General features: G+C 41.3%; 26 protein-coding genes. 5 read left to right on the plus strand and 21 right to left on the minus strand.

The features are described from left to right. Positions 1-13: 13 nt before the first annotated feature. A complete protein-coding gene (locus M5X66_RS12810) occupies positions 14-592 on the minus strand; it encodes a YceI family protein (RefSeq protein WP_036952050.1) in 579 nt (192 codons plus the stop codon). A 13-nt stretch (positions 593-605) separates the two neighbouring features. After that, positions 606-1,163: a cytochrome b gene (locus tag M5X66_RS12815; protein WP_036952053.1), complete on the minus strand. Its 558-nt coding sequence runs from the start codon at positions 1,161-1,163 to the stop codon at positions 606-608. A 433-nt stretch (positions 1,164-1,596) separates the two neighbouring features. Here M5X66_RS12815 and M5X66_RS12820 point away from each other — a divergent pair, with 433 nt between their 5' ends. Next, the gene (locus M5X66_RS12820) at positions 1,597-2,226 is read left to right on the plus strand and encodes a glutathione S-transferase family protein (RefSeq protein ID WP_132496664.1); all 630 of its coding nucleotides are present in this window, start codon (positions 1,597-1,599) and stop codon (positions 2,224-2,226) included. Positions 2,227-2,313: 87 nt separating this feature from the next. On the opposite strand, the gene M5X66_RS12825 is transcribed toward M5X66_RS12820, so the two are convergent. Continuing rightward, positions 2,314-2,934, minus strand: a complete 621-nt coding sequence (locus tag M5X66_RS12825) for a malonate decarboxylase holo-ACP synthase (RefSeq protein WP_036952061.1) — start codon at positions 2,932-2,934, stop codon at positions 2,314-2,316. Between the two features lie 223 nt (positions 2,935-3,157). Between M5X66_RS12825 and M5X66_RS12830 the strand changes: the two genes are divergently transcribed. Continuing rightward, the gene (locus tag M5X66_RS12830) at positions 3,158-4,135 is read left to right on the plus strand and encodes an FUSC family protein (protein WP_036952064.1); all 978 of its coding nucleotides are present in this window, start codon (positions 3,158-3,160) and stop codon (positions 4,133-4,135) included. A gap of 84 nt (positions 4,136-4,219) precedes the next feature. Here the strand turns inward: M5X66_RS12830 and M5X66_RS12835 are convergent, their stop codons facing one another. After that, entirely contained in the window at positions 4,220-4,912 is a 693-nt protein-coding gene (locus M5X66_RS12835; protein WP_036952066.1) for a DAPG hydrolase family protein, read from the minus strand. A 104-nt stretch (positions 4,913-5,016) separates the two neighbouring features. Between M5X66_RS12835 and M5X66_RS12840 the strand changes: the two genes are divergently transcribed. Next, positions 5,017-5,652 (plus strand): TetR/AcrR family transcriptional regulator, encoded by a 636-nt coding sequence (locus M5X66_RS12840; RefSeq protein ID WP_036952069.1) that lies wholly within the window; start codon positions 5,017-5,019, stop codon positions 5,650-5,652. 87 nt (positions 5,653-5,739) lie between these two features. Then, positions 5,740-6,381, plus strand: coding sequence for an NAD(P)-dependent oxidoreductase (locus M5X66_RS12845; RefSeq protein WP_036952072.1), 642 nt, complete (start codon positions 5,740-5,742; stop codon positions 6,379-6,381). A gap of 495 nt (positions 6,382-6,876) precedes the next feature. On the opposite strand, the gene M5X66_RS12850 is transcribed toward M5X66_RS12845, so the two are convergent. Beyond that, complete coding sequence (locus M5X66_RS12850) at positions 6,877-7,131, minus strand: helix-turn-helix domain-containing protein (RefSeq protein ID WP_036952076.1); 255 nt, start codon at positions 7,129-7,131, stop codon at positions 6,877-6,879. A 971-nt stretch (positions 7,132-8,102) separates the two neighbouring features. Here M5X66_RS12850 and M5X66_RS12855 point away from each other — a divergent pair. After that, a complete protein-coding gene (locus M5X66_RS12855) occupies positions 8,103-8,987 on the plus strand; it encodes a helix-turn-helix domain-containing protein (RefSeq protein ID WP_036952078.1) in 885 nt (294 codons plus the stop codon). Between the two features lie 54 nt (positions 8,988-9,041). Here M5X66_RS12855 and M5X66_RS12860 read toward each other — a convergent pair whose 3' ends face one another. From M5X66_RS12860 to napG, 16 genes are all read right to left on the minus strand, one after another. Next, positions 9,042-11,084, minus strand: coding sequence for a TonB-dependent copper receptor (locus tag M5X66_RS12860; RefSeq protein ID WP_270103619.1), 2,043 nt, complete (start codon positions 11,082-11,084; stop codon positions 9,042-9,044). A gap of 181 nt (positions 11,085-11,265) precedes the next feature. Continuing rightward, positions 11,266-11,694 (minus strand): DUF2946 domain-containing protein, encoded by a 429-nt coding sequence (locus M5X66_RS12865; RefSeq protein ID WP_154600058.1) that lies wholly within the window; start codon positions 11,692-11,694, stop codon positions 11,266-11,268. A 179-nt stretch (positions 11,695-11,873) separates the two neighbouring features. Continuing rightward, positions 11,874-12,791: a DMT family transporter gene (locus M5X66_RS12870; RefSeq protein ID WP_230480638.1), complete on the minus strand. Its 918-nt coding sequence runs from the start codon at positions 12,789-12,791 to the stop codon at positions 11,874-11,876. After that, the gene (locus tag M5X66_RS12875; RefSeq protein ID WP_270103620.1) at positions 12,742-13,425 is read right to left on the minus strand and encodes a hypothetical protein; all 684 of its coding nucleotides are present in this window, start codon (positions 13,423-13,425) and stop codon (positions 12,742-12,744) included. Before M5X66_RS12875 ends, M5X66_RS12870 begins: the two co-directional genes overlap by 50 nt. Further along, entirely contained in the window at positions 13,422-14,537 is a 1,116-nt protein-coding gene (locus M5X66_RS12880; RefSeq protein ID WP_270103621.1) for a ThiF family adenylyltransferase, read from the minus strand. The genes M5X66_RS12875 and M5X66_RS12880 overlap by 4 nt, the downstream gene beginning before the upstream one ends. Positions 14,538-14,589: 52 nt before the next feature. After that, the gene (locus tag M5X66_RS12885; RefSeq protein WP_071992151.1) at positions 14,590-14,679 is read right to left on the minus strand and encodes a pantocin A family RiPP; all 90 of its coding nucleotides are present in this window, start codon (positions 14,677-14,679) and stop codon (positions 14,590-14,592) included. Positions 14,680-15,061: 382 nt separating this feature from the next. Then, entirely contained in the window at positions 15,062-16,135 is a 1,074-nt protein-coding gene (locus M5X66_RS12890) for a cytochrome c-type biogenesis protein CcmH (protein ID WP_036952087.1), read from the minus strand. Continuing rightward, complete coding sequence (dsbE, locus tag M5X66_RS12895) at positions 16,132-16,689, minus strand: thiol:disulfide interchange protein DsbE (protein ID WP_036952089.1); 558 nt, start codon at positions 16,687-16,689, stop codon at positions 16,132-16,134. Before dsbE ends, M5X66_RS12890 begins: the two co-directional genes overlap by 4 nt. Next, complete coding sequence (locus tag M5X66_RS12900) at positions 16,686-18,617, minus strand: heme lyase CcmF/NrfE family subunit (protein ID WP_108478304.1); 1,932 nt, start codon at positions 18,615-18,617, stop codon at positions 16,686-16,688. The genes dsbE and M5X66_RS12900 overlap by 4 nt, the downstream gene beginning before the upstream one ends. Further along, a complete protein-coding gene (gene ccmE, locus M5X66_RS12905) occupies positions 18,614-19,093 on the minus strand; it encodes a cytochrome c maturation protein CcmE (protein WP_036952093.1) in 480 nt (159 codons plus the stop codon). The genes M5X66_RS12900 and ccmE overlap by 4 nt, the downstream gene beginning before the upstream one ends. Beyond that, positions 19,090-19,302, minus strand: a complete 213-nt coding sequence (ccmD, locus tag M5X66_RS12910; RefSeq protein ID WP_036952095.1) for a heme exporter protein CcmD — start codon at positions 19,300-19,302, stop codon at positions 19,090-19,092. The genes ccmE and ccmD overlap by 4 nt, the downstream gene beginning before the upstream one ends. Beyond that, complete coding sequence (locus M5X66_RS12915; RefSeq protein ID WP_036952096.1) at positions 19,302-20,054, minus strand: heme ABC transporter permease; 753 nt, start codon at positions 20,052-20,054, stop codon at positions 19,302-19,304. The genes ccmD and M5X66_RS12915 overlap by 1 nt, the downstream gene beginning before the upstream one ends. A 136-nt stretch (positions 20,055-20,190) precedes the next feature. Then, the gene (napC, locus tag M5X66_RS12920; protein WP_154609421.1) at positions 20,191-20,793 is read right to left on the minus strand and encodes a cytochrome c-type protein NapC; all 603 of its coding nucleotides are present in this window, start codon (positions 20,791-20,793) and stop codon (positions 20,191-20,193) included. 9 nt (positions 20,794-20,802) lie between these two features. Then, positions 20,803-21,252 carry a nitrate reductase cytochrome c-type subunit gene (gene napB / locus M5X66_RS12925; RefSeq protein WP_036952098.1) on the minus strand — a complete coding sequence of 150 codons (450 nt, stop codon included), beginning with the start codon at positions 21,250-21,252 and terminating at the stop codon, positions 20,803-20,805. Beyond that, entirely contained in the window at positions 21,249-22,112 is an 864-nt protein-coding gene (gene napH, locus M5X66_RS12930; protein ID WP_036952100.1) for a quinol dehydrogenase ferredoxin subunit NapH, read from the minus strand. The genes napB and napH overlap by 4 nt, the downstream gene beginning before the upstream one ends. After that, a complete protein-coding gene (napG, locus tag M5X66_RS12935; protein WP_036952102.1) occupies positions 22,099-22,794 on the minus strand; it encodes a ferredoxin-type protein NapG in 696 nt (231 codons plus the stop codon). The genes napH and napG overlap by 14 nt, the downstream gene beginning before the upstream one ends. Between the last annotated feature and the right edge of the window lie 3 nt (positions 22,795-22,797).

Consider the following 22,797-nt stretch of genomic DNA (forward strand, 5'->3'; position numbering starts at 1 on the left):
TCAAAAATACGAATTACTTAACTTGAACACCTTCAACAGACAGCATTAACTCAACTTCTTGAGATTTAGGACCTAAATCAGATTTGATATTAAACTCTTTCAGTTTAATGTTCCCTTTTGCTTCGAAGCCTGCACGGTAGCCACCCCAAGGATCTTTACCTTCACCCGTTAATTTCGCATCTAAAGTGATTGGTTTTGTCACGCCGTTTAAGGTGAAGTCTCCTGTTACGAGGTATTTGTCACCCTCTTTTTTCACTTCTGTGGAGACAAATTTCGCTTCTGGGAATTTTGCTGCATTTAAGAAATCTGGGCTACGTAAATGCTTATCACGCTCTGCGTGGTTAGTGTCGATGCTGCCAGTTTTAATTGTCACTTCAACTTTATCTTTTGCAGGATCTTTCGCATCGTAAGTAAAGTTACCATCAAAATCTTTAAAGCTACCGTATAACCAGCTGTAACCTAAATGCTGGATACGAAATTCAATAAAACCGTGTTGACCTTGTTTATCAAATTGATAATTTTCTGCCAATGCAGATCCTGCTGATAATAATAAAGTACCCGCAGCAAGACCTAAAATAGATTTCTTCAACATAACTCTCTCCACGTTATTTATCGGGATTAAAACCCAACATTCTTTTTAAAGTAATATCACCATCAAAGAAATGGTGTTTTAAAGCTGCAAATGCATGCAGAACAGATAACAAAACAACAGCCCAAGCTAAATAAAGATGAATTTCACCTGCTGTATCCGCTTGTTCTGCTGCACCTGTAAATAATGCTGGCACTTCAAACCAACCAAATACGCTTATTGCTTGTCCATCCGCAGTTGAAATTAAATAACCGCTGATCAAAATAGAGAATAAAATAATATAAATTAAAAGCTGAACCGTAATGGAGGCAAATTTCGTTAATTTGCTATAGCTCGATAACGGCTTAGGTGGTGGAGAAATAAATCGCCAAACCACACGAAAAAGCATGATAAAGAATAGCAACATTCCTATGCTTTTATGTATTTCAGGAGCTTGATGATACCAGGTGTCATAGTAGCCTAATGACACCATCCATAAGCCTAATGCAAACATTCCATATACGACAATTGCGACCAACCAATGAATGAGCAGCGAAAGATGCCCATAACGAGTGGCGTTATTTTTCCATTGCATAATTTAAAAACCATATAGTTTTAAAGGTAATTACTTGTTTTACCAAGTAGGAATAATCATAAGGTTAATCTGGCTTTATTCCTATCCCAAAGTTAAACAAATATTTTGTCGAAGATATTCAAATAGTATCATCATCATGATGAAAAATAGATGAATTCTATTTTTCTTATTACAAGCGTAAACCTTTAATAAAGAATCTTCTATTTATGTAAATAAATTACATCTAATAGCGCCTAAGATTATTTAATCTGCTGATTTTCTTATTACCCATCATAATATGATAGATGAATTTGTTATAAATATAGTTCAGCTTTTCTAAAATAGGTAGGTGAAATTTTTATTTCCATAAATAAATTAATCTAATTTTCTCTATTCCTGCTAAATTGGTACTCTGTCTATAGGTTGTTTTTTCTTTATTCTTAGAGGCTAGCGTATGTATACATTATGGATTGCCAACAAAAATTACTCTTCATGGTCTCTAAGACCTTGGATCCTGTTAAAAGCATTACAAATCCCTTTTGAAGAGAATATTTGCTTCTTCGAAAATGGCAAAAGTAGCCATGAAAAATTTAGCCGTTTTTCACCTTCAGGCTTAGTGCCATGCCTGATTGATGGCGATAAGACCATTTGGGACTCTTTGGCAATTTGTGAATATGTTGCCGAAGATTTCCCTCAAGTTTGGCCCACTGAAAAATCAGCGAGAGCCTGGGCTCGCAGCGCGAGTGCTGAAATGCATGCTGGTTTTACCGCACTACGCCAACAGTGCCCGATGAATGTGACAAGAAATGAGCCTCTCACTGAAATTTCACATGAACTGCAAGGAAACCTAAATCGCATTCAGCAATTATGGCAGGAAGGTTTTGATAAATTTGAAGGACCTTGGTTAGCAGGAAAACACTTTACTGCCGTCGATGCATTTTTTGCACCTGTAGCATTTCGTATTCAAAGCTACCAATTAAAAGTCAATGAGCAGGCTCAACAATGGATTGAGCGCATTATTGCATTACCAGCGATGCAAGAGTGGAAGCGTGCCGCAGAAATCGAGCCGTCTATCGAGCACTAAAAAAACACCTGTACGAGCATCAAAATTAATTTTTGAGCAGTTTGAGTAATAAGCAGACCCAAACTGCTCATTTTAATCACAAATCACCTAGAGGCTTTCATCCCAAGGATCGGCAGTCATCACATCCCCCGTTGGGGTATGCAGCGTTACTTGGTCATTTTTAAACCATTCCGCTAAAGAAAACCCACCTTTCGGTGTTTCCACATGAATATCAATTGGGCAATATGGCGTATTGGCTTTGATTGCAAACTGCGCAAAGTCTTCTTTTTGCTGGCGAGTTGGGCATCGGATCACCACATCAAGGTCGCAATCTGTCAGCATACTTTGAATATCCGTCGCCAGTGTATAAGCGCAGCTACCCGTCACTCCCCACTTCCAAGGCCAATTGTGCTGAGAAATTAGCAACAAAACTTGGATAGGAGGTAACGCAATAAACATCGAACGTTGCAGTTCAATGGAATTCGACACTAAAGATTCCACATTCATGATGTGCGTAATGGCCGATTTTGAAATTTGGGTCGTCACACGCTGATGGGGCTTAATACCACGAATAGCCACGGTGAGTTGGTTTTCATCAGCTTTTTCTCGGTGCACAATAAGGGGTAGTTTACTGTTCCACTGCGTTTGAACCCATTCCGGCAGAGTATCAAGAGGGACATCGCTATTACTACCAACCCAAACAAAATCATGGGGATTAATTATTTGCATTTATTCTTCCTTATCATGACGACAAATTGCTCTCGCTCTGCGCTATTATGCATTTTTTCAGATAGATGAATACATTCACTCATAATCAACCTCTTTATTTGTACCATTAAAAACAAAGGTTCATATGTTATTAAAGGGGAAATTTGTCTTCAAATAGCAATATGTTATCATAGAATACTCTTAATAATTAAAGAGTTAGACTACGAATTTTGAGCATCATAATATGAAGAAAATCCCTGCTATCCATGACGGAATTCTGTTCAGCAGCTGCTTAGTTTTAAGCGCTCTCACAGCATTTGCACTGATCGACGTTCAGGCCGCCATGTGGGCAGCATTTTCAACGCTCTACTCATTTAACCTATTTAATGCCGCTAAAGAATATAAAAATTACCTCTATACTGCTTTTTGGCTATCCATGATTCTAGTCGCCATCTATATTGGCGATACGCTACGCTTAGGCACTGGGTTTTATATTTATCTGGCGATATTCTCATTTATCTATTATCAGCTCTATGGCACAGATCCGATCATGGACTTAACCATGAAATTCATGATTATCATGTCCACCATTGGCACAATCTTGCCTGAAGTATCAAAAAGCCTGACCTTAGGCTTTTTAATTGGCAGTGGTGTTACCTTGCTCACCTATTATTTTCTCAGCCACAAAATGACTCGCCATTCCATTATTACGCCACTTACTGTGGAAAAAAATCTATTTACCCTACGTAAAAATATTATCCCGCGGTCAATGACCTATACCATTGGATTACTATTAACTTTGGCTATCCCTCGGATGGTAGATTTAGGGCATTTCTATTGGACATTGCTGACTTTTGTTTTTGTATTACACCCAAAATCTGAAAGCATTGTACGCATTACACTGCAACGGGTGGCGGGTAGCTTAATTTCCGTGTTATTCCTATTTCTATTATTTAATACCCCGTTGATGCCTTATATTGGGTTAGTGGCGATTTTGGTTTTCGCCTTTTTGCTGCCAATGAGCTTTCATCACGGCTATACCTTTATGACTTTTGTCGTCACCAGCCTAATCCTCTCCGTTCTTGAGCAAGTGGTTTATTGGCGTCATCCTGTTTATACATTATTGTTTGATCGCGTTCTTGAAACTGCATTAGGTGGGGCTATCGCTATCATTACCAGTATTATCTTGAAATTATTTAGAGAAAAAAGCCCGGAAAGCTAACACTATTCGGAGGTATAGCGCTAACCATCCAGACTTTGTTTATAGATTAATTAGGTTGATATCTCGCTGAAGCTCTACCCGACTTCACCATGGTAATGACGCATTTTCCCCATTCGCGTGCTCGCCGTAATACAATGACGGCAAGAAACGAGACAAATAGGTAAATTCGTTATAACAGTGGCGCATTAGCTCTAGTCCAATTTCATCGGACAGCTGTGTGCGCGGATCCTCAAGAGATGCGCCTAGCAAGAAACGGCTACGTAATACACAACCAAACTCAGTATCACGGGCTAGATGCATCATTTTCCCATCAATAGGATACCCCTTGGCATCTATTTCAATATGCTCACCAAAGCCAATCGAAGAGCAAACTGCACCGGAAATATGCCCCTCTTTGATGGCTTTTTCATAAGCTGAAGCCTCAAAGAAATCCGTTGGTTCTCTAAATTTTAACTTCGCAGCAACAGGCGGGATCGCACCGAGAGATTCAACCGCATGGATGGAAGCGCCAATAAAACTTTGCCCTTTTTGCCATTTATCATCCCAGCCGTGATGAGCAACATGGTCATGGGGATGCCACCAGCGGATATGTTGTGTGGTTTCAAAAAAGGTAAACCACCACGTTAACATTCGGCCTTTACAACCATGCAAATCGGTACGAACTGCGACTGTTAATAACCCATTTTCATCACGCTCAATACCCATTTCCATGCGTAACGGATGTGGAAGTAGCAACTGATTTATGTCGTCAACTGCCCATGTTTGATTTGTTTTCATGATGACCTACCTATCTCGTTTTATTAGGAAACTTATTTTGTTTCCTAATTAGTTTTGAGCTAAAATGAAAAAAAGTCAAGATAGCAAAATGAGGTAAGCCATTTATGTCAAACAACAGTGAGAAGAAGCCAACTCGAGGTCGCCCAAGTATTCCTGAGGCGCTTCTCAAAGAAAAAATCATGAATGCAGCGCTGAATTCACTACTTGAAGATGGATACCAACTCACCAGTATTGATAATGTGGCAAAACGTGCAGGCGTAGCTAAAAAAACCATTTATCGGTTTATGGAAAATCGTGAAGAACTCGTGGAAAGAGTCGTACTCAATTGGACGGATAGCTTTGTACCCTTGTTTGAACATAAAGCCACGACCCGCGATGAGCTATTTAGCCTATTGCAGAATAATTTAGAAATTGTCGCAAAAACTGTTCTTTCCCAAGAAGCTGTTGGGCTGTATCGCTTATTGCAGACAGATTTTGTGCACAAAGAATTGCTATTAGAAAAATACCAACAAAACGGTATTGAGCGCAGTCGCCAATTACTCAATCAATGGTTAACCCGCCATGCGCAAGACGAAATTATCCAACAGCATGATTTTGCCATTATCAGCGATTTGATCCTCTCTATGACGATAGCTGAACCATTACGCCAAATTTCATTAGGGCTTTCCCCGGCTGGGCTGACACCCGAGTTTCAGCAAAGGATCACCCATGTGATTGATTTTTGTCGCTCTAGAGTTTAGAGAAAAAACAACCAAATACATTTTCATGCTCTATACTTTCATTAACATTCATCAAGCCTGACAAATGAAAGGCAGCTGGAGCTAAACATGAAAATATCGATCCTAGGAGCTACGGGTTTTGTCGGTAAAGCGTTGGTTTCTGAAGCCTTAATGCGTCATCATCAAGTTACTGCAATTTCTCGTCACAGCAATCAGCTCGCCCAACATGCTCATTTAATTGCTGAATCAGGAGATATTACGGATGTGGCATGGCTAACATCCCGGCTTAAAGGTCAAGATGTGGTGCTTAGCGCATTTAATGGAGGATGGAGTAACCCTAATCTGTACCGCGATACGGTTGCAGGTAACCAAGCAATCTTAGATGCCGTAAAAAGGGCGGGTATAAAACGATTTATTGTAGTTGGTGGTGCCGGCAGTTTAGAAATCGCCCCTGGTGTTCTATTGCTCGACTCCCCCGATTTTCCAGCCAATATTTGGCCTGGAGCCCAAGCTGTCAAAGAATTTAAAACGACGTTGGAATCTATCGATAGCTTAGATTGGACATTTGTTTCTCCTGCCGCGATGCTTGAAGATGGCGCTCGGACAGAAACATTTCGCCTTGGTGGAAAACAGCTATTAATGAATGGCAATACCCCCGCAAAAATATCCGTTCAGGATTTAGCGGTAGCGATATTAGATGAGGTAGAGCGACCACAATTTATTCGTCAGCAGTTTACAGCTGCATATTAATAACAAATGGATTCCGAGTAAATCATGACTAAATGTATCTGTTTATTTGTTTAACATAAAAAGTAATACAATCATTAACGTTTAATGAATATTCGTATATTCCCGTATAAAAATATGATTACTCACTTATAAATAATTAAATTAAGATTATCATCATTTAAATAAAGTTAAGTTTAGCTATCAATATAATTTAAACTTGTGCGTTATTAATTCATATTGAGACTAGAGTTTTATTTTATTTTTAGGTGCGATGATTTTGATGAGCTTTATGAGATTATTCATAATAGGCAGTTATTGTATGCAGATATAATCTAAAAGCAGAGTATTAAGCCGGAAGAAACAACCTATAATAGTAAAACAGATAATCTCTTCCGGTCAGACGATTAAATTCATGGAGTCCCTTTTATCAAAGCAGGGTCGAAAATAGAGAATTTTTGCTTTCCTAGTGATAGCTAACTATTAAAAACAAATAAAAAACATAACATACTGATATTTTTAATGAAGTGTACTACGAGCGCCACTATTTATGTTCACAACACCATATAAGAATGATGCGGGTTCCAAGTTAAATAAATAGGCAAATTGAAAAAGTGAATCAACATCAATGCAGCTTTCTCCACTCTCGAAACGATTCATTTCATCTTCAGAAACACCAATTAAATCGGCCGCTTGCTGAATACTCATTTTATGACTTTCTCTTTGCATACGGATCTTAATCCCTAGCTTTTTCGCAATTTCATTTTCATTCATAAATGCTCCTTTTACTATTAGATTGAATACCAATTATGAGGGCAGCTAAATTATCATCACACCAAGTTTAATTAATTGACTTATGTTAATAAAATACGACATACATCACATCATTTAGTGACATTCATAAATAGATATTTTTCACTTAAAACTGTAATTGGTTGATTTAAATTACAAATAAAACCAATAATCCATGTAATATAAAAATAAAAGCGTGATAGCAATCACATAAAATTCAGATTAATACCTGTGTATATTTACTTATTATGCCCATCAAATAATGATGCAAAAATTTAATTACTCATTTAATGATGATCTGCAGCATATGGCTATATTACAAAATCACAAAAACAATGATCAAGGATTATCTTAACTTTTTTCAAATAATGATAGCTTACGTTTATATACTTAAATTTATTCTTATATTTTAAATCATCTACTAATGACATATTCACTTAAACAACATGCAATATCATAATAATAACTGACTAAATCATCTATCACTATCAGAATAATTTTTTATCATTTATTTAACTTTTCTCAAATAACTTATTTTGTCATACAAAATATGAATATTAATGAATGATGATTGAATTATATTCACACCAACTGAATCGAGTAACCTATTGAATATTTGCTTTAATTCGATTCATTTGTTAAACGCTTTAATTCTATTTATATGAATAGCATTTTCTTTGCATAAAGACTGAGTTAACAAAAAATGCGTTGTAGACTATCAAAAAATTCAGCGTATTCCTAATACGTTACCTCTGTTTAATAGCCTAACCAACCATCATTTCGAGTGTAAAAACCCAATTAAAACTTACCTAACTTCACATTGCATATAAAAAAATTGCCAGTAGACATGCTATCCTATGTTCAATTACGATGAGTTTTATCTAACTTTAATGCTCAGATTTGGCGCTTACTTAAAAATAACGCCTGTTGTAAAAGTAACTGGAAAGGTAACCATGCTACAAGAAAGTGTTATCAGGGAAATTATTCTCTGGATCGAACAAAATTTAGAGTCACGGCTCTCCCTTGATACCGTGGCTGATAAATCTGGATACACTAAATGGCACTTTCAACGATTATTTAAAGCCCAAACAGGTCTTGCGTTAGGTGCTTATATTCGCGCTCGTCGTTTATCCTGCTCTGCGGTTGCTTTACGCTTGACGAGTGATAGCATCATGGATATTTCACTACGCTATCGATTTGATTCACAACAAACTTTTTGCCGTGCATTCAAGAAACAATTTGGTGTAACGCCTTCAGAATATCGTAAACGCTCAGGCTGGCATATTGAAGGGTTCTGCCTTCCTCTGCGTGAAAGTAAAGAGCTCGAAGCTCATGTGGAATTAGTTGAGTTGAAAGAGATCCACTTAGTAGGAATGACTCATCGCTACACACAAGGCATTAACGAGTGGAACTTAAAAACTGAAGAGTTACGACGCCAGTATTGGAAAAGCTTTTTAGATAAAAACAAGATTGTTGCCAAAAACTTATATGCTATCCACGGGGTTGATAAAAGCTCCGATGAAGAAGGCCGCTTCCTCTATTCCACTGCATTTGATGAAAACGATCTTGATGTTATGCCACCATTTACTAAAAAATTGATGGTGCCTGCCGGCAATTATTTGCAAATTAAATTTATCGGTAACTTACAAGGTACTGACTATAACGACATTATTTATACCGTTTATGGAAAGGTGCTCGCCGAGATGGATATTGCTCGCGGCTTAGGCGCTGATATAGAACATTATGTTTTAAAATCAACGCCAACTTATGAGGATTTTACTAGTCACCCTCATACTTACATCCAAGAGCTGAATTACTATATTCCTGTGATTACATAAAAACTAACAACCCGCTTTTACACGGGTTGTTAGCTTCATTCAGTACTGAATAAATTAGAACGTGACGTTCAGTTTACCCCAGAATGTTCGACCTGGCTCATTTACAGGGCTATTGGACGAATAACCAAATCCACTGTTACCCGCTAAGTTCAAGTGCTCACTGTAAGTTTTATCAAACAAGTTATCAACACCCGCACTCAGTTTTACACTTTCATTAATACGGTATGCAGTATTCATCGAAAATACCGTAAAACCTGCACTTTCGCTGAAGTCTTTTCCAACCACGTTACCTTCGTTGATTGCTACGCGATCTTGACGACTCACCATGCGCACCAACCCCGTCGTTGTCCAATCGCCTTTTTCCCACGTTAAACCTAAACGGCTTTCCAATGGCGGCATTTGAGGCAGTGCACGTCCATCAGTTCTATTTTTCCCCCAAGAATACGCAAGGCTTGCATCGGCTTTCCACTCATCGCTGAGTTGATAAGCGACGCCCATTTCACCGCCCATGATCATCGCATTGACGTTTTCAACTTGGCTCATTCTGGCGTTAGTTGGGCTATAGCGGAATAAAATAAAATCATCAACGCGCCCTACATAAGCAGAAATCCATGCATTGGCTTTATCATCATTGTATTTCGCACCAATATCTAACTGTGTCGTTTTCTCGGTTTTCACATTGTCGAAAACATTTTTGCTGCCATTCGGACCCATTTTTGGCGAGAATAACTCCCAATAATCTGGGAATCTTTCTGTATACCCTACCCCTGCGTATAACATCACTGGCGTTTCAGGTAATGCATGTTCATAGCGAACGAATCCTGCTGGCATGACTGTGTTACGACCGGATGACCCTACATCGGTGTAATTATCCACCAATACGCGGTCTAAACGTCCACCACCAATCACCTTACCTTGCTCGCTCGCAGTCCAAGTGACCTCACTGAATACGCCATAATCTTGAAATTCTGCATCTTTTTTCCAGCTATTATTGCTGTTTTTACGGTGCTTATTGGTCTGCATATCTGCACCAGTACGCAGCTCATAATCACTCCATAACCACGTCCCCATGACTCGACCGCCCATCGTCTCGCGGTCAACACGCATTTTCATTGGCATATTCATCATCATACCGTGCCCGCCATGGCCACCGCCCATATGCCCACCGCCAGATCCCATTGTGCTCGTTGGGCTACGCAGTGAATAGTTATCCATAATATGGTCGGCGTAGTTGTAGTAAACATTCCCTTCGATTTTATCGAATACCTCACCGATATTGCTTTTCTCGAAACGTAATCCTAAGCTTTCACGCTTGAATTGAGAGCCATCCATTCCTCGCCCTGCATATCGCGCTTCACCATCACCTTTCCCTGCGGAAAGCTCGAGTAATGTGTATTCATCCGGCGTCCAGCCCACTGCAACATCCGCATTCCATTTATCCCATTTAGACGGTACTTTGTTCCCGTTTCCATCTTTATAGTCATTAGAGTGAGATTTATTGCCAGTCAGGCGTACATAGCCTTTCTCATTGCCCAAGCTCACATCCGCATTAGCATCCCAACGCTGGTTCGATGCCGTCAATGCACTCGCATTACCTTGAATGCCCCCCTCCGTAAAGACAGTTTTTTCACGCTCAAAACGCACCGTTCCCGCCGAGTTTCCAGGTCCCCATAATACGGTTTGAGGACCTTTCACCATGGTGAGCAAGTCAAAGTTTTCCGGTGAAATATAGGATGTCGGCGCATCCATACGGGAAGGACACGCTCCCAACATTTCACTGTCATTCGTCATGATCTTAAGACGAGAACCAAACATGCCACGAAAAACAGGGTCGCCATTTGTTCCACCGTTACGGATTTGGGAAAAACCGGGGATCGTTTTCAAGTAATCAGAGCCATCACTCGCAGGTACTGGCTGTCTTGGGGTTTTAAGCGATGTTGAAATAGTTAACGGCGAGTCCACTGGCGCGGTGACAATCATCACTGAGCTATCGGTGATTGAGCTTTGATTTTCTTCTTTGGCGAAAGTGGATGTTGACGCGATAGCCGAAATCACCAGCGCAGTCATAGGTGCAAATTTAAAATTAATTGAGTTCATTTTTAGCCTATTTTTATCTGTTTCTTACTGCTATTAACTCAAGGAGTTAATGACCACTCAGCTTCTTTTGAAAAACAGCCTAGCCTCCTGAAAATGAAGCTAAATTTCAGGATAAGCGAAGTGGTTTTGTCCATTGAAGACAAAATGCAGTTTTAAATTACGTTAAATAAAGAAATAAGAATCAATAGGATGTCGGTGGTGCTCGAGCTAGCTGTAATGACCAAGGACGGAAAATTCGTAATTGAATACAACGTTCGAAAGGAACAAAGATAGCGAGGGTTGCTAATTGGCGGATCACCGCAGCAACAAATAAAATCAAAAATGGGAAGTGAACAAGTAGTTGGCAGTAACCACACGCGATGTCTTCCATCGGTGATTGCCCGATTCCCGTCATCAGCATATGGTTCATCGCACCGCCATCTTCGCAATGTTCAGACAATGGCATTTCTTGATGCTGCTGCATCGAATGCTCCGCCATTTCCCCATGCCCCATCGAGCAGTTGTTCATATGTGACATTGATTTTGAAATCAATGGCGCAACGAACAGCATCGCAACAGCGAGTAAGGCAAGGTAAGCGGCAAATTGTCGAATCGCGTGACGTAAATGCAACGGTTTTCCGGTGTTTCATAGCCTATAGATGGGCGCAGATTGTATCTTAATAAGAGGCTTAATGTTATTGTTTTTTGGCATTATTGTTAAGGCAAAATGCAGCTCGCAAGCCTGACAAAAAAACTAACTAACTTGGGTTAAGCAATACAGAGTTAATTAATATTGGTAAAATGTACCCGTTAGTTTTTCTTCTTCAAAAAGACTAAAGCGACACTAGTAAAAATCAAAACCATTCCAATCAACATATTCACGTTTATTGCTTCACCTAAGTAGTAATACGAAATAAGCACACTCATCATCGGTGAAATAAGAATCGAATAAGACGATAGTTCAGCCCCGCCATTATCAATCATGTAAAACCATAAAATGTAAACTAATACCCCATTTGCTACACCGATAAAAATCACGGGAATCAGCAATTCCATCATCAATCTATGGTAACTCAATCCATAGCTTGTCAGATCTAAATTGACAGATAGAAACATCGTAAAAATCAATATAATCAAAAATGAAGTGATATTTTGATAAAGCACCTTTGAAAAAACATCAACGCTGACGGCAACGTGTCCTGATAGAAAGGTTCCTAGCGCCCATGCAAATGCACTCAACAATATAATCACTTCACCATAGCTCATCGCATCAAATGAGGTAAAAAACAGAATTCCAAGCCCACAAAGTACCGAGACAACCAACGAGTTCAAGATTATCTTCCGCTGGCTTATCATCACAAAGCAAGACGTTATCGCTGGCATGGTATAGACCAATACCGATGCCTTAACGGAGTCCGTAAATTGGAGCGCAATGTTGTTTAATATTGGCACGAGGAACATATTTAAAATGCCAAGAGGAATGCAACGAATAAAATGACTCACTATAAATTGCTTTTTGTATATAAAGAAAAATACAAATAACAGCACCAGCAAAGCTATCAATGCGGAATAGAATCGGAATACCCATGCCCCAACAATTCCAATACCGATTTTCGAGATCGGAAACCCCATCCCCCACAGTATAGATATTATCGCTGCAAATATAATGACCGTATTTTTATGCGTCATATCGAGCAACCACCGCCATTCTTTTAGAGCCTCTAACACCTACCGAACTCACCATTGAGACAAAATGGGGAATGCTTTTTTCTCCCGTATCAATAATTAATGTACTCAAATACGTTGGTACTAATGCTTCTATGATGTTTTCTTTCTGTTTATCCAAAATAAAAGTCAAGCCACCATGGTTATGTTCCCAACCTTTCGTAAAGTTAATGACAATATTAATGCAGGAACCTGAATCGCAGTGTGTGGTTAGGAAATCCCCTAAATCAAACCAGCTTAAATAACATAGCGATAATGTATTGATACTTTTTTTCGTTATTTCAGACAGAAAGGATTTGAATTCTGTGCTATCTAAAAAGGTCTTAATCGCTAAAAAAGATGACACTGACTTTCTTTGTTGGTTATCAGTTATTCGCCTAAATGAATAGCAAAAATTCCCTTGGTGATATTCTTGTAGTGCTTTTTCTCTTTCTTGTTCTATCTCAAGCTTAGAGTGCTTATTTTTATAGTAATCCACTGGAGCAAATTTATTTTTTATAATAAATGACCATTCAGCATCATTAATATCAAGAAAATCATCATAAAATTTATCTAACTCTGAAAAGTATTGTTCCATAGGAAACTGAACATATCCTTTGTTATTAAAACTATTAGTTAACTTATGAATTTCCCTCACAAAAGCTCCTCAGTCATTTTAAAGTCTCTTAGCGAAAAGAATATTTTCCTATTTTTCAATACCACATCATCATAGCCAGTAATTAACTTAACAATTTGGTCTGTTACTAATCCTGACATGACCGCAAGAGATGGCGTACTTTGCCAAGCGTTTACTTTTCTCTTGCCATTTAAAAACTGGTGTTTCATTCTTGCTAATTGAAATTTTTCAACTTCATGATTCTGGCTATAGAATTTATTTCTAATATTATTTTTTACCGCATGATAGCCTGAATTGTACCCATCATTTAAATAAATAGGTCCAACTGAAATGTCTAAAGGATCTCCCCCCAATTCAATTATCGATATTTCTTTTTCATGGGCGATATCATGAATAACACCTTCAACTGTATTTTTTCTAAAATAACCTAAACTAGCCCATGCAATTAAAATGACATCTACGCCATCTAAAACTTCCATCAACCGATCTCTATCTATCGTTGCAAACTCATTGTACTTCTCAACCTTGGTATATCTATTATGCCGTTTAATACCTATTTCAGCAGCTTCAACTTTTGCGCTTCCAATATCATCAAAAGTATAAAGAACTTGTCTATTTAAGTTAGAAAGCTCAACCACATCACCGTCTACCAACCTCAATGTGCCTATACCTAACATAGCTAACTGCATTGCGCACCACGTACCCCATCCTCCCATACCTAGAATCAAAACTCGGCTATTTTTGAGCTTTTCTTGGTACTTTAAACCACCTACTTTTTGGCTATCAATTAACGAAAATTGTAATAACTGCCTATCATATAAATTTATTTCTTGTTGACTAAGAATATCCGAATAAGTATCTGAAATTTCAATGACGCCTAACTGATTAAGCTTATTAATAAACTCAATAATACATTCTTTATCAACGTTAAATCCTAAAGATTTCAATTCCTTTACTATTCTGGGAATAGTATGCTCTCCATCAAGTTTGGGTAATAACGATAGCACCCACCCTTCCGGACTTTTAATAATACAACCCTTTTGAGGTATTTCCCCTATGCAAATATCGCCATCATCAGATATTAAAATATGATGTGAGCATTTAATTAATGGTTTTAGTAGCGAAAAATCCATATTTAGCCTCCATTAAGAAAAGCCGCAATTAGCGGCTATTCAATATAACTTATTATTCTAATTCGATAGATTCATCTTCGTTGTACATCGCATTTTCTTCATTAATAGCAGAAACACGTTCATTAAGAATGACAAATTCCATAAAGATCACCTCATGTGTTATTTAAGATAAAGTTTCAACAAACTACGCATTAAAATTAATTAACAAAATAGCATGCTGTCAACATTTATTTAAGAAATGAAAAACATAGATATATAAACATCTATTTATATATAGAATCATTTATATCAGTCACTCTAGTAAATTACTTAATGCTTTGATAATAAATAGATTTAAATAACAATCATAATAAATCAATAAAATACAGACGCTTTTTTATAATAGAACATCTAAATAATATAATTTTAAAAAACCATTTAGTTTTAAAAGAACGCCAATACTACATTGCATCCTTATATCAAAAATAAAGGGAGCCTAAGCTCCCTTTATTCAATCACATTAATGCCAGATGCCCCGAAAAGCGTTATTTACCTTCCGGTGTCTCTTTCTTCTCATGCAGCATCATCAGCGATTGCTCGACACTGCGCTCAATAATAGCTCTACGCTGATCATTCTCAGGTAACAGCTTTAACATCATCTGCCAAGCCGAAATTGCTTCGGGATAACGCCCTTGTTCGAACGCATTAAACGCAAATATACTGAGCGCTTTAACGTTAGTTCGGTTCTTCGCAATCAGCTTTTTGAGTAGCTCATTACCTTCTTGGTTATCACTTGGGTCTGACGAACGGGTTAATACTTCCGCATAGCCTAATGCGACCGCATCATCGTCAGGGGATAAGCGGTAAGCACGACCATAAGCATCGGTTGCCATGGTGGCGTTCCCTAATACCATCCCAATGCGACCAAGCATCACCCAGCCATCAATATTCTGTGGATCCTCTTGAAGGCGAGTACGTAAACCTAAAGCCAAGTTCTCCATCTCTTCATTATTCAGTGGAAGCTCATTGGCATTCAGCGCTCTATCTAACAATGCTGGCGCTTGCTGATAAGCCACATTCCAATCTTTCACTTTGCTGTAGCTACCCACTTCATAATACGCAGCACCTGCGACACCCAACGCTATCACAATGCCAGGAACATACACCCAAGCACTCACACGGCTCGCTTCAGGCAACGGCTCGTCATCATCGTTTTGAGCGACTTGGCTGGCTCTGACACGTTTTTTAGAACGGGCGTAAATCAACCATCCCCCAACGGCGATAGCCACAAATGGCATCCCCCATAACATTACGGTCAGCGGCGTTAATGGCGGGTTATACGTCACGAAATAACCATATCTCGCCACCATATAATCGACGATTTCATCGCGGCTTTTTCCCTCTTGCATCAGCTCATACACTTTCTGGCGCAAATCGAGAGCGATCATCGAGTTGGAATCAGCAATACTGTTGTTTTGGCATTTCGGGCAACGTAACTCTTCCGTTAATTTACGAAATTGCTGCTCTTGCTGTTCATTTTCGAACGTGAAAACTTCCGTGGAAGCCAAGCTTACACCTGCACTGAGCGCCCACATCATCAAGGCAATCACATATTTCATTGATTGGCCTCCTTGCTATAACGATCCCACAGCGGCTTCAGCTCGTTTTGCCAAACTCGCTCATCAACCGCACCGGCGTGGCGATAACGAATAATCCCTTGCCCATCAATTAAGAAGGTTTCAGGCGCGCCATACACACCGAGATCAAGTCCCAGCATGCCTTGTCCATCGAATAAACTTAATGCGTATGGATTACCCAATTCGCGCAGCCAGCCGATCGCTTTTTGGCGATCATCTTTATAGTTCATTCCCACAACGCGGATCCCTTGCGATGCTAACTGATTCAAATATTGGTGCTCAGCACGGCAAGTCGGGCACCATGTCGCCCAGACATTCAATAAAATTGGCTGCCCTTGGATCAGTACCTTGGTGTCATATTCCTGCCCCGGATTTTCCAAGGATTCCAAACGGAAAACAGGCACTGGCTTACCAATCAAGGCAGACTCTAGCAAGCGGGGATCATCCCCTTCCGCATTACGTACCAATTGCCATAACAGCACGGCAGCAATCGCCGCAAAGATAACAAAAGGAATTAAAAAGACTTTGCGATTCATACAGCTTCCCCTTGTAGCTTGCGACGACGATAACGCGAATCAAACAAGCAGCATAACGCGCCTACTGCCATAAATACGCCACCCGCCCATATCCAGCGGACAAACGGTTTATAGTACAAACGCAGTGTCCACACATTTGGGGAAATCTCCTCACCCAGAGCCGCGTATAAATCACGGGTGATCCCGCCATCAATAGCGGCTTCTGTCATCACTGCACGGCTGGTGCTATAAAAACGTTTTTCTGGATGCAACGTGGTGAGCACCTTGTCATTCTCTTTCACCGTGATAGTACCAATCACCCCTTGATAGTTTGGACCATCCGCTTCATGTACCCCATTAAATACAAAGGTATATCCACGAATAGCAATGCTATCATCCGGCTTCATTTTCACATCACGTTCAATACTGTAATTCTGGCTAAAGGCGATCCCCACGATAGTCACCGCCAAACCAAGGTGAGCCAGTACCATTCCCCAATAGCTTGAGGTCAGTTTGATTTTTTTACTGATGCGCACCTTCATTTCAGCGAAGGCCAAAATAACAATCCAGCACGCCATCATTAAGCCCAGCACTGTCAGCGCTTCAACTCGGTCTTGCATTAGCCAAGGCAGCAAGAAAGAGAGAATGAGTGTCAGCACTAACGCCATCAGCAGCAATTTGCGGATAGCCGCAGGACGATCACGTCCCCAGCGCACTAGCGGTCCAATACCTAGTAACAGCGCAAAAGGTACCATCAAGGCGATAAACATAGTGTTGAAGAACGGCTCACCAATCGAAATCGTTCCCAAACCAATTTGTTTATGGATAAGCGGCAGCAATGTGCCTAACAACACCACCAACATGGCGGCGGTTAAAATCACGTTATTCCCTAATAGCAGGGATTCCCGTGACCATAATGCGTTGTTCACCTTAGAACGTACTTTATGGCCACGTATCGCAAAGACAAGCAGCGAGCCGCCGATCACCAACACCATAAAGGCAAGAATAAATAGCCCTCGAGCGGGGTCAGAAGCAAAGGCGTGCACCGAAACCAATACGCCTGAACGGACTAAGAATGTACCCAATAAGCACAATGAGAAGGCAAATATCGACAATAATAGCGACCATGCTTTGAAGGTGGCGCGCTGCTCAGTGACTGATAATGAGTGGATTAAGGCAGTTCCCACTAACCACGGCATAAAGGAGGCATTTTCTACCGGATCCCAGAACCACCAGCCCCCCCAGCCTAATTCGTAGTATGCCCACGCCGACCCTAACATAATTCCCAGTGTTAAGAAGAACCATGCTGCTAGCGTCCAAGGGCGTGCAAAACGGGTAAAGGAGCTATCTAAGCGCCCACTGAGTAATGCAGCGATGGCGAAGGCGAAGGCCACCGAGAAGCCCACATAGCCCATGTACAGTAATGGCGGGTGGAAAATCAGTCCTGGGTCTTGCAGCAGTGGGTTTAAGTCACGACCTTCAATCGGGAAGGAGGGCAAGGTGCGAGAGAATGGGTTTGAGGTAAAAATGATAAACAGCAAAAAACCGACGCTCACCATACCCATTACCGCGAGCACTCGCGCCACAATATCCAGAGGCATACGATAACTAAATAACGCCACCGCAAATGTCCAGCCGCTCATGAGCAGTACCCACAGCAATAGAGACCCTTCATGAGCGCCCCATGTTGCCGCCACACGGTACCAAATCGGTAATTGCGTGTTGGAGTTATTTGCCACGTAAGTGACGGAGAAATCATTTACCACAAAGGCATTAATTAAGACTAAAAATGCCCCTGCAATAAACAGGAAAAGCAGCCAAGCTAGTGGTCTAGATGCCGCCATCAGGCGGGCATCATTACGTGCCACACCCCACAGAGGATAAAAAGAGAGTAATACAGAGACCCCTAATGCTAAACACAGAAGGATATTACCAATCTCAGGGATCATGATGCATTGTCCTTATACATTGCAGCAGGACGTTTATGGTTTTCTTGCATCGCTTGCTCAATTTCTGGTGGCGTGTAGTTTTCATCATGTTTGGCTAACACTTCTTTCGCCATCACATGGTTATTTGGTTCTAATTCCCCTTGCACCACCACACCCTGCCCCTCTTTGAATAAATCAGGCAAGATACCGTCATAGCTCACGTCAATTTCGGCTTCCGCATCATAAACGGTAAAAGTCACTTTCAGCGAGTCTGGGTCGCGCACAACGGAGCCAGGCATCACCATGCCACCCACGCGTAAACGCTGCCCGACTTCAGGTACTTTTTGCGTTTCTCGCTTCCCGTAAATCACTTCACCGGGGGTATAAAACAGGTCGATACTGGAACTTAAGGCGTATAGCACCAATGAAAAAGTCAGCCCAACACCTAAAATAATGGATGAAACCAACCACAGTCGGTTACGGCGACGAATATTCACATCCCCTCCCTGCGCGCTCTAGCGGCTTTTTGTCTTGCTTCTCGCGCTTGTTGCTGAACAATCGCGCTAAAAATCATTTTTCGTTGAATATAGGTATGGATACACAATGCTGCTAATGGCAAAAGGGTTAGCGCAACCGCTAACCAAACATAAAATCCATATCCACCCATGGCGATGAAGTCACTCCAAGAGGCAAATGCACTATTCATTATGATTTCCTCTCATGGCTATTTTCTCGCTTAGTCATCAGTTCCAGTACCCAAGGTCGGTTACGCTCTAACATTAACAGTTGGTTACGCAGACGAATTAGTGTCAACGAAATAAACAGGAATAAATACCCCAAAATAGCTAAACGTAATGGTGTACGCATCGCTGGGTTAATGCTTTCTTGCATACGTGTTGATGGTTGATGCAGAGTTTGCCACCACTCAACTGAGTAGTGAATAATCGGCAAATTGATCACCCCAATTAACACTAAAATGGCAGCCGCTTTTCCTGCTGTACGGCGGTCATCAAATGCGTGCCACAGGGCAATGATCCCAACATATAAGAATAACAGGATCAATTCAGATGTCAGGCGCGCATCCCATACCCACCAAGCTCCCCACATTGGTTTACCCCATGTGGCGCCGGTGACAAGCGCGATAAAGGTGAATACAGCGCCGACGGGTGCCATTGCAGCAATAGCTAACTCAGAAATTTTCATCTGCCACACAAGACCGATGAACGCCGTGATAGCCATAGTGGCATAAATCCCCATCGACCACATGGCCGCGGGGACGTGAATATAAATGATCCGGTAGCTATCACTCTGTGTTTTATCGGTTGGTGCAAAACCAAAGCCCCAAACCCAGCCCACCGCCAGAAAGATCACACTTAACACAATGAACCATGGAGCCAGTCGCCCACATATTCTATATAAGTTCATTGGAATTGCTAATTGGTGAAGCTTTTTCCACATAGTTAATAGCCCCGATTTATCTCACAAAATGCTGTGCATTAATAATAGCTACAATACACAAAAACCACGTAATTTTATTGATTTATCACAAATACAACTTAGGCTAGCTGACTCAATTAGCCAGCTAGCCTATTTCTTAGAAGCCTGGTTCCACTTCTCGCATATCTGGTAACTTATGCGCAATACCTTTATGGCAATCAATACAGGTTTTTCCGTCTTTTAACGCTTGGTCATGCATTTTTGCAGCGACACTTTTTTGAGCGGTAAAATCCATATATTCGAAGTTGTGGCAGTTACGACACTCTTGGGAGTTATTATCCTTCATCCGCCGCCACTCGTTCTGCGCCATTTCTAGACGATGAGCTTCAAATTTTTGTGGTGTATCAATCACGCCAAAAATCTTACCGTATAACTCTTTACTGGCTTTGATTTTTCTCACCATTTTTGGCACAAACTCATGAGGTACGTGGCAATCAGGGCATGTCGCTCTCACCCCACTACGGTTAGTATAGTGAATGGTATCCATATACTCTTCGTAGACGTTTTCACGCATTTCATGGCAGCTAATACAGAACTCTTCCGTGTTCGCTTTTTCCATTCCGGTATTGAAACCGCCCCAGAAAATAACACCGCCAACGAAACCGATAATCAACAACGTTCCCAACGCTAAACGGCTTGGGCGCCACCACCACTGCCAAACTCGGCGAATGATCCCCGGTTTATCACTTTTATTAGTCATATCCGCCCCTTATTTCCCGAAGCCTTTAGATGGGGTAAAGGTATTATCGATAATCGGCGCAGTATCAGATTGAGGAACATGACACTGTAAGCAGAAATAACGATTTGGTGCCACTTCACCTAATACTTTACCAGTTGCATCCATAAAGTGTGTTGGGCTAATACGTGGTGCGCCAGTGGTACGATAATTTTCCACACCATGGCACTGCAAACAACGGTTTGTGTTCGTGGTAATTTGATACCCTTCAACACTGTGAGGGATCATCGGTGGCTGGTTAACGTAGTTCAGTGCCATTTTTTCCTGCTCTTTAGGAATATGAATGCCACTTTCTGGTGTGCCTGACACTTCTGGTGATTGAGCCAGATCGACGCCATTCGCCGACCATGCAAAACTGCTCACGACAACGGCCATACCCGCTATCCAACGGCTTAAAGTTCTTTTCAGGACAGGGTTTTTCATGATTTAGCTCCCGAACTCCATTTTAGTGTTATTTTAAAAACGTCCTCAGAACAGACATCAATACAGCGACCACACGTCGTGCAATCTTTCGCCGTGATCTGTGCTGGGGCTTGTTTATCAAGAACCGGAACGCGCAAAACTTGCGGCTCAGGACAAACGTGGAAACAATCCATACAGCGATTACACTGCTCTTTTTTATGGGCGGTCACGACTAAAGCCCCTTTACACCCCGCGACACCATACAGTGCGCCGAGTGGGCATAAGTGACCACACCAACCATGTTCCACGACCAATAAATCGAATAAAAAAAGTGCAACTAAAACTAAAGCGCCGCTACCAAAACCAAAAATCAAGCTACGTCCCATCAGAGAAACGGGGTTAATCCATTCCCAAAGCAACGTACCTGTTAATGCCGATCCCAACAAAATGACACCCAGCAAAACATAGCGGATGTAACGTGGGATCGTGGCGGATTGATTGAATTCGAATTTTCGACGTAGCCATGCCGCCGCATCCGTGACCGGATTAACAGGGCACACCCAACTACAGAAAACCCGTTTTCCTAACAGGGCATACACCCCCAAAACAATCCCGGCACCGATTAACGCGGAGATCCCCGGTAAGTAACCACTTGCTAAGCTTTCAAGAGTAATTAGCGGATCCGTCAATGGGATCGTATCCAGCAATAAACTGCTACTGTAATTACCATGTAAGATCCACACGCCTAACCATGGACCACTCAAAAACATGGCTAACACTAACAACTGACTGGTACGTCTTAATACCAACCATTTATGGCTTCCCCACCACCCTTTTTTCGCCAGAGCCTCACGTCCGGCATCGTGCTTACGATTTGCCATTGTTTCCCTCCAGCCAACCAAAACGGTAATGGTGACCTAATTCCCCTTTCGCCAGCGAACGTGGCAATACTTTAATTGCTGATTCCTCAAGCACACACGCTTGTTCGCATTTACCGCACCCCGTACAGTAATTACTGTTCACAGTCGGCAAGAAACGCGCGTGTTTACCGGTTCGATGGTTTTGTTCAAGTTCCAGTGTGATAGCTTCGTCAATCACAGGGCAAACTCGGTAGCACACATCGCATCGTAACCCTTGAAAGTTCAAGCAGTTCTCTTGGTCGAGTAACACTGCTAGCCCCATACGAGCATCATTGATAGAAGCAATATCCTTATCCAACGCACCACTTGGGCACACTTTGGCGCAAGGAATGTCTTCACACATTTCGCACGGGTTTTCGCGAGCAATAAAATACGGTGTACCGGCTGCCATGCCAGACGCCAATGTAGCAAGCTTCAACATGTCGTAAGGACACGCTTGCACACATTGACCACAGCGTACACAGGCACTTGCAAAGGCACTTTCGTCTAAGGCACCCGGCGGGCGAAGATGCACTCCGCTCGCTCGGGAGGTTTGTTGCTGAAGCCCCAGTACCACACCAACAGCCGCCAGTCCACCCGCTGCGCGAGCAACATCACGCAAAAAACGGCGGCGACTATTCTGGGAACTCGGTTTCTGGGACATACG

The organism is Providencia sp. PROV188, assembly GCF_027595165.1.
Lineage (GTDB): Bacteria > Pseudomonadota > Gammaproteobacteria > Enterobacterales > Enterobacteriaceae > Providencia > Providencia lanzhouensis.

Excerpts from the sequence above, each read along its gene's own strand:
- M5X66_RS12810 (WP_036952050.1), bottom strand. The coding sequence starts at position 592 with ATGTTGAAGAAATCTATTTTAGGTCTTGCTGCGGGTACTTTATTATTA.
- M5X66_RS12815 (WP_036952053.1), bottom strand. The coding sequence starts at position 1,163 with ATGCAATGGAAAAATAACGCCACTCGTTATGGGCATCTTTCGCTGCTC.
- M5X66_RS12820 (WP_132496664.1), top strand. The coding sequence starts at position 1,597 with ATGTATACATTATGGATTGCCAACAAAAATTACTCTTCATGGTCTCTA.
- M5X66_RS12825 (WP_036952061.1), bottom strand. The coding sequence starts at position 2,934 with ATGCAAATAATTAATCCCCATGATTTTGTTTGGGTTGGTAGTAATAGC.
- M5X66_RS12830 (WP_036952064.1), top strand. The coding sequence starts at position 3,158 with ATGAAGAAAATCCCTGCTATCCATGACGGAATTCTGTTCAGCAGCTGC.
- M5X66_RS12835 (WP_036952066.1), bottom strand. The coding sequence starts at position 4,912 with ATGAAAACAAATCAAACATGGGCAGTTGACGACATAAATCAGTTGCTA.
- M5X66_RS12840 (WP_036952069.1), top strand. The coding sequence starts at position 5,017 with ATGTCAAACAACAGTGAGAAGAAGCCAACTCGAGGTCGCCCAAGTATT.
- M5X66_RS12845 (WP_036952072.1), top strand. The coding sequence starts at position 5,740 with ATGAAAATATCGATCCTAGGAGCTACGGGTTTTGTCGGTAAAGCGTTG.
- M5X66_RS12850 (WP_036952076.1), bottom strand. The coding sequence starts at position 7,131 with ATGAATGAAAATGAAATTGCGAAAAAGCTAGGGATTAAGATCCGTATG.
- M5X66_RS12855 (WP_036952078.1), top strand. The coding sequence starts at position 8,103 with ATGCTACAAGAAAGTGTTATCAGGGAAATTATTCTCTGGATCGAACAA.
- M5X66_RS12860 (WP_270103619.1), bottom strand. The coding sequence starts at position 11,084 with ATGAACTCAATTAATTTTAAATTTGCACCTATGACTGCGCTGGTGATT.
- M5X66_RS12880 (WP_270103621.1), bottom strand. The coding sequence starts at position 14,537 with ATGGATTTTTCGCTACTAAAACCATTAATTAAATGCTCACATCATATT.
- M5X66_RS12885 (WP_071992151.1), bottom strand. The coding sequence starts at position 14,679 with ATGGAATTTGTCATTCTTAATGAACGTGTTTCTGCTATTAATGAAGAA.
- M5X66_RS12890 (WP_036952087.1), bottom strand. The coding sequence starts at position 16,135 with ATGAAATATGTGATTGCCTTGATGATGTGGGCGCTCAGTGCAGGTGTA.
- dsbE (WP_036952089.1), bottom strand. The coding sequence starts at position 16,689 with ATGAATCGCAAAGTCTTTTTAATTCCTTTTGTTATCTTTGCGGCGATT.
- M5X66_RS12900 (WP_108478304.1), bottom strand. The coding sequence starts at position 18,617 with ATGATCCCTGAGATTGGTAATATCCTTCTGTGTTTAGCATTAGGGGTC.
- ccmD (WP_036952095.1), bottom strand. The coding sequence starts at position 19,302 with ATGAATAGTGCATTTGCCTCTTGGAGTGACTTCATCGCCATGGGTGGA.
- M5X66_RS12915 (WP_036952096.1), bottom strand. The coding sequence starts at position 20,054 with ATGTGGAAAAAGCTTCACCAATTAGCAATTCCAATGAACTTATATAGA.
- napC (WP_154609421.1), bottom strand. The coding sequence starts at position 20,793 with ATGACTAATAAAAGTGATAAACCGGGGATCATTCGCCGAGTTTGGCAG.
- napB (WP_036952098.1), bottom strand. The coding sequence starts at position 21,252 with ATGAAAAACCCTGTCCTGAAAAGAACTTTAAGCCGTTGGATAGCGGGT.
- napH (WP_036952100.1), bottom strand. The coding sequence starts at position 22,112 with ATGGCAAATCGTAAGCACGATGCCGGACGTGAGGCTCTGGCGAAAAAA.
- napG (WP_036952102.1), bottom strand. The coding sequence starts at position 22,794 with ATGTCCCAGAAACCGAGTTCCCAGAATAGTCGCCGCCGTTTTTTGCGT.